At 42.7% G+C, this 6,342-nt stretch carries 6 protein-coding genes; 4 read left to right on the plus strand and 2 right to left on the minus strand.

Features of this window, described 5'->3' with window-relative positions; genetic code table 11:
* The coding region (locus tag B3473_RS06185) for an alpha-amylase family glycosyl hydrolase (RefSeq protein WP_293677943.1) at positions 1–836 on the plus strand (836 nt) is incomplete at its 5' end.
* 7 nt (positions 837–843) lie between these two features.
* Here the strand turns inward: B3473_RS06185 and B3473_RS06190 are convergent.
* Positions 844–2,106, minus strand: a complete 1,263-nt coding sequence (locus B3473_RS06190) for a PLP-dependent aminotransferase family protein (protein ID WP_154454351.1) — start codon at positions 2,104–2,106, stop codon at positions 844–846.
* A 119-nt stretch (positions 2,107–2,225) separates the two neighbouring features.
* Here B3473_RS06190 and B3473_RS06195 point away from each other — a divergent pair, with 119 nt between their 5' ends.
* The 3 genes from B3473_RS06195 (at position 2,226) to B3473_RS06205 (ending at position 5,323) form a co-directional block, all read left to right on the plus strand.
* Positions 2,226–3,086 (plus strand): pyridoxamine kinase, encoded by an 861-nt coding sequence (locus B3473_RS06195; RefSeq protein ID WP_235280722.1) that lies wholly within the window; start codon positions 2,226–2,228, stop codon positions 3,084–3,086.
* On the plus strand, positions 3,083–3,640 hold the full coding sequence (locus tag B3473_RS06200; protein WP_154454350.1) for an ECF transporter S component: 558 nt from the start codon (positions 3,083–3,085) through the stop codon (positions 3,638–3,640). The genes B3473_RS06195 and B3473_RS06200 overlap by 4 nt, the downstream gene beginning before the upstream one ends.
* A 144-nt stretch (positions 3,641–3,784) precedes the next feature.
* The gene (locus tag B3473_RS06205) at positions 3,785–5,323 is read left to right on the plus strand and encodes an ABC-F family ATP-binding cassette domain-containing protein (protein WP_235280710.1); all 1,539 of its coding nucleotides are present in this window, start codon (positions 3,785–3,787) and stop codon (positions 5,321–5,323) included.
* Positions 5,324–5,352: 29 nt separating this feature from the next.
* Here B3473_RS06205 and B3473_RS06210 read toward each other — a convergent pair whose 3' ends face one another.
* Positions 5,353–5,760 (minus strand): DUF4231 domain-containing protein, encoded by a 408-nt coding sequence (locus tag B3473_RS06210; protein ID WP_154454348.1) that lies wholly within the window; start codon positions 5,758–5,760, stop codon positions 5,353–5,355.
* Positions 5,761–6,342 lie beyond the last annotated feature (582 nt).

Consider the following 6,342-nt stretch of genomic DNA (forward strand, 5'->3'; position numbering starts at 1 on the left):
ACATGGTTTTCAATTTCCACCACCTCAAAGTGGATTACGACCAAGGGCAAAAATGGACCTTGAAGCCCTTTGATTTTGCAGAACTCAAAACCTTGTTCCATACTTGGGGTGAAGAGATGAGTGAGGGTGGCGGCTGGTCAGCCCTGTTTTGGAACAATCATGACCAACCACGCGCGTTGAACCGTTTTGTGGACGTCGAGCATTTCCGCAATGAAGGAGCAACTATGCTTGCCGCATCGATTCATTTATCTCGCGGGACGCCTTACATCTACATGGGCGAAGAAATTGGTATGTTGGACCCTGATTATGAGAGCATGGCTAACTACGTCGATGTAGAGAGTATCAATGCTTATCAAGCCTTGCGCTCGGCAGGTAAGACAGAATCCCAAGCCTTTGCCATTGTTCAAGCGAAATCACGGGACAATAGCCGTATCCCGATGCAGTGGAATGACGAGGAAAACGCTGTTTTTTCAACTGGTCAACCTTGGTTACAAGTCGGAAAAACCTACCGTGACATCAATGTTGCCAAAGAAAAAAGTGGACCGATTTTTACCTTCTACCAAGAATTGATTGCGCTCAGAAAAATACTGCCAATCATTGCTGAGGGTAGCTATCAGTCCGCTTACCAAGATAATCCTTACATCTACGCTTTTGAACGTCAGTACGGCAAGCAACGTCTATTAGTTTGCAATAACTTCTTTGCTAAAACGGTTAAAGTGCCCTTGCCAAAAGCTTACCAAGAAGGGCGCGTGTTGCTAAGCAATTACCCTGAAGAGGCTTTATCAGACACGATCACGCTAAAACCCTATCAAACCTTGGCCATTTTGGTGGACTAGAAGGTTATTAGTTCAAAATCATTTTCAACGTTTTTGGCAAATGCTGGTTATTAGGCAATTTAATAAAGCGCTTGGGGGCTTGGGTTAGGTAATTGTTTTCGAGATAATCCACCTGTTTGGTAAATTTCAGCTCGCCCAAATGCTTGTTTTGAGGCAATTCAATAACCAAATGTTGCAATGAACTGCTAAAATGCAGGATATTTGGAAAACGTGTCAAAAGCTCCGTTGACTTGTTCTCTTGTTCTTGAAAGACTTTGCTGAGATAGGTGAGGTTTTTGTCAAACATGCCATTGTCCAAGTACAAAGACAGCGCCTTTTGCATAATAAGGTTGGTGTCGTAGTCCATTAGTTTTTTGAGTTTTAAAAAAGACGGCATGAGTTCTGGCGGTAGCACCAGCGTGCCAAGACGCAGCGCTGGGAAAATAGTCGCTGAAAAAGATTTTAAATAAATAACGTGCCCCGAAGTATCATAGTAATGCAGAGGCAAATCAGTGGATTTGGTGAAATCGCCCATGTAATCATCTTCAATGATGTAAACATTGTAGCGTTTAGCCAAGTCCACGATTTTTTGTTTTTCGCTGGCCGTGTAGGACAAGCCCAAAGGATTTGAAAAACGCGAAATGGTGTAGAAACATTTAATGGGCTGCGTTTTAAATAGATGTTCCAATCGAGCTAAATCAATACCATTAAAATCACGGTCAATGGTCTGGTAGGGGAGATTTTGCGAGGCGACCAAGTCAATCATACGGTGATAGGTCGGCTGCTCCAAAAGGATGACACCTTGCTCATTAGGAAATGGGACTTGAGATAAAATGTAGAGAGCTTGTTGGGTACCTGAAGTGACCAAGATGTCGCTTTCTTTGGCGTAAATATTTCCTTTTTCCAAATACTGTTTGAGCGAGCGAATGAGGGCTTTTAGCCCTTGCTGCTGAGCGTAGTAGTCAAAGAGGTAATTTTGCCCCTTTACCAAGGTTTCCGTCAAACAAGCAGTAAAATCTTCGTAGGCAATGTTATTGTAGTCGCTCAGACTGAGATTGAGGCGGTCCTCATGCTGACTCTTACCCTCCAGCACATAATAGCCACTTTTATTGACGGCATAAATGTAGTGTTTGAATTTTAATTCTAATAAGGCTCGTTGCACGGTGTCCTTGCTGCATTGGTAGCTTTGGCTGATGGCACGAATCGAGGGGAGTTTATCCCCTTTTTTTAAGGCACCAGATTCGATTTGAGTAATGATGTCAGCCATAATGTCTTGGTATTTACTGGTCATGTTTTGTCCCCATACAGTTTTTGATTGTTTCTATTGTATAATAAACTGAATTTTCTTACAATAATATCATCACTTGAACCTCTCTAAGTTTTGGAGAAGGGATGAAAAGGTTTTATCACATGACACACATTACCAAATCACTCATCGTGGCGAATGATATTGTCGGTTTAGGCAAAGTTGCTTTATCAGCAGCACTCCCCATTTTGTCAGCCTGCCAAATCGAAGTCATTCCCTTGCCAACCGTTCTTTTGTCCTCGCATACGGGTGGCTTTGAGAACATTAGCATCACCGATTTAACCGATGCGACAGCAGGCTTTCTCAGCCAATGGCGTCAGCTTCCCTTTCAAGCAGACGGGTTAATGACAGGCTACGTCAAGTCACCAGAACAGTTGCAACAAATAGCTGATTTTGCTTCTCAAAAAGGTTTAGTGCGTTTTGTAGACCCTATTATGGCGGATAATGGACGGTTGTATGCTGGGTATGATCAGAGTTTTGTGGCAGCCATGCGTGCTTTTTGCCAAGAGGCTGATATCATCACGCCCAATCTCACGGAAGCTTGCTTGTTAGCTGATGTGCCTTATCTTGGTGATGCTTATGACCAAGAGGCTATCGAGCACTTGTTGACGCAACTAACTCCCTTGAACAATAAGCATATTATTTTGACAGGAGTGTCTTTTGAGGACGGAAGCATCGGTTTGGCTCATTGGGATAGGGAAAAGGCGAGTGTTTCGTATCATTTTGCCAAAGCCTACCCGCAGAATTTCTTTGGGACGGGTGATGTTTTAAGTGCTATCTTAGCCGCTGGGTATTTTCATGGTTTATCTTTGGATGCTGTTGCCACATTAGCACTTGATATCATTGATAAGATCTTGTCACTGACCTTAGAGCTAGAGCGTGATATCAAATGGGGGCTGTGCTATGAGCCTTATTTGGGCTATTTAGCGAGTCGTTTGATGGTTTTAAAGGAGGAAAAGGAATGAAACATCTCACCACACGTCAACTTGTCGAACTCAGTCTTTATGCTGCCTTAATCTTTGTCAGCGTTCAATGTTTGCGTATCCCTATGGGTGCCCAATTCGTTCATTTTGGAAATGCCTTAGTCGTTGTCGCCGTTTTGCTTTATGGGTCACGCTTAGGCGCCTTGGTAGCTGCCGTTGGGCTTGGCTTGTTTGATGTTCTCAATGGCTACGCTGCAGAAGTCTGGATTACCATTTTAGAATCTTTGATTGTCTGTGCCGTTCTTCACTTGGTTTTTGAAGGACTAATGCAATCCAAAGACACCACGCGCAATGTGATTGTCGTTGGTGTCGTAGCTGCTTTGACTAAAATCATCAGCAACCTCATCAAATACACCCTCATCAACAGTCTGGTTGGCGGACTCAATCTCCAAGTTGCTTTCTTGACAGCCGTGGTTAAAATCGGTGGCACTTTTGGTTCGGCTTTGGTTACCATCATCGCTGTTCCGATTCTCTATCCTTTGCTAAAACAAGTCTTTGCTCGCCAACACACGCAAACTCGTACAGTTTCAAATTAACAACATAAGCCCTCGAAACGAGGGCTTTTCCTATGCGGTTTTAAGAAGAAGTCATTGATTTCAGATTTAAAGTCATGCTATAATTGAAAAGATTCGTTTGACGAAACCCATGTCAAATGAAAAAATAATGAAAGTTTACGAGTAATGAGTATTTTAGAAGTTAAACATTTAAGCCATGGTTTTGGCGAGCGTACCATTTTTGAGGACGTGTCTTTTCGTCTGTTGAAAGGAGAGCATATTGGACTGGTTGGTGCCAATGGTGAGGGGAAATCTACCTTTATGAGCATCGTCACTGGGCACTTGCAACCTGATGAAGGCAAGGTCGAATGGTCAAAATACGTGACAGCTGGTTATTTGGACCAACACACGGTTCTTGAAGCAGGTATGACAGTGCGTGACGTGTTGCGAACAGCTTTTGATGAACTGTTTAAAACCGAAGAACGCATCAATGCCATTTACCTGTCTATGGCAGACGAGGGAGCAGATGTGGATGCCCTCATGGAAGAAGTTGGAGAATTGCAAGACCGCCTAGAATCCCGTGATTTTTACACCTTAGACGCGAAAATTGACGAGGTGGCGCGTGCCCTTGGTGTTATGGATTTTGGCATGGAGTCAGACGTGACAGAACTCTCAGGTGGTCAACGGACCAAGGTCCTCTTGGCTAAACTTTTGCTTGAAAAACCTGATATTTTACTTTTGGACGAGCCGACCAACTACCTTGATGCCGAGCATATCGAGTGGTTGAAACGTTACTTGCAAAATTATGAAAATGCCTTTGTCTTGATTTCACACGATATTCCATTTTTAAATGACGTGATTAATATCGTTTACCATGTGGAAAATCATGATTTGGTACGTTACACGGGTGATTATGACAATTTCCAAGCGGTTTATGCCATGAAAAAAGCTCAGTTGGAAGCAGCTTATGAGCGCCAACAAAAGGAAATTGCTGATTTGCAAGATTTTGTCAACCGCAACAAAGCGCGTGTGGCCACTCGAAACATGGCCATGTCCCGTCAGAAAAAATTGGACAAAATGGAGCGCATCGAATTGCAGGCTGAAAAGCCAAAACCATCTTTTGAATTCAAAGAATCACGGACGCCAAGCCGTTTCATTTTCCAAACGCATGATTTAGAGATTGGTTACGACCGTCCTTTGACTAAGCCGCTCAATTTGACCTTTGAACGCAATCAAAAAGTGGCTATCATCGGAGCAAACGGTATCGGAAAAACCACCCTACTTAAGAGCCTCTTGGGTATTATTCCGCCGCTTTCAGGCAGTGTGGAACGTGGGGATTACATCGAATTAGGCTATTTCGAGCAAGAAGTCGCCTCAGGCAATCGCCAAACCCCACTTGAAGCCGTGTGGGAAGCTTTTCCAGCGCTCAACCAAGCTGAAGTGCGTGCAGCCCTTGCTCGCTGTGGATTAACGTCAAAACACATTGAAAGCCAAATCCAAGTTTTGTCAGGTGGGGAGCAAGCCAAAGTGCGTTTTTGTCTCTTGATAAACCGTGAAAATAATGTGCTTGTTCTGGACGAGCCAACTAACCACTTGGATGTTGATGCCAAGGACGAACTCAAACGCGCCTTACAAGCCTATAAAGGCAGCATTTTGATGGTGTGTCACGAGCCTGATTTTTATGAAGGTTGGACAGAAGTTTGGGATTTCAACGAACTCATGTAAGCAAAAAAGAGAGTTTAGCACTCTCTTTTTTAAACTCTTGTTATCATTTGGTGTTCGCAACGTTCTACAAGAAGGGCAAAACACTCATCGTCTGATTTGTCTTTGTAAATACCAGCCCTAGTGACAAAGGCGAATTTTTCAGAAGCTAATGCATCCGCCATTTCTTGGTAAAGGCGCCATCTATTTTGGTGATTGAATACGGCAAGCAAGGCTTCAAGAACTAACACAAGGGATGAAGCGATGACCGCAAGCAATTTAAAGCAAGGAATAGGTAGACTAGCCAAAATCGGTACTAAAGCCAGAACAATGATTTGAATGACCTTAAAGACAATAAACCAAGCACGATGAAAATGGCTCTTCTTTTGGTAGCTGTTGATTTTATCGTCCAAGCGTTCTGTCAAATAAGTCTTAACTGTCATTTCTTGATAATCGTTCATGTTATCTCCTTTGCTATGTGACTTCATTGTAGTGCATTCGCCTTAGATAGTCAAGAAAGACAAGGGATTTCCTTGGGACAATAGCTATGCAACTGGTTTTCACCGTCATTGGAGGCAATTTATGGTATAATAAAGAACGGTTTAGGGCTTTTTGAGCCTTAATGCAACTGCATACGATAAACAGTATCACAGAAAGGAAGATGTTATATGGCTACTATTCAATGGTTGAATGGGAGCCACGTGGAATTGCAAAATCAAAAAATAGGAAATATAGCCCAAAAGCCTTGATTTATCAGGGCTTTTACTATTTTTTTCTTTGGTAAGTAATTGTAGTGTTTAGCAATAATTCGCAAAAATAATCAATTTTTGGTGCCTAGTTTGGTGCCTAGAATTTCTCGAGAACATTTTAATAAGTGTTCTCGCTTTTTTTATTCTCAGGAGGAAAATCATGCAAAAGAATGAACAGTCATCACGACAAATTGTGATGTGTCATCTCATGGCTATCATGGGAATCGATATTGAGAAAGCGACATGGATAGTTGGTGAGATGGAAGAGTCTGGCTTAATCCAGTTTGATGACAT

Origin of the sequence: Streptococcus sp. UBA632 (assembly GCF_002300045.1) — a bacterium.
GTDB classification, from domain to species: Bacteria; Bacillota; Bacilli; order Lactobacillales; family Streptococcaceae; genus Streptococcus; species Streptococcus alactolyticus.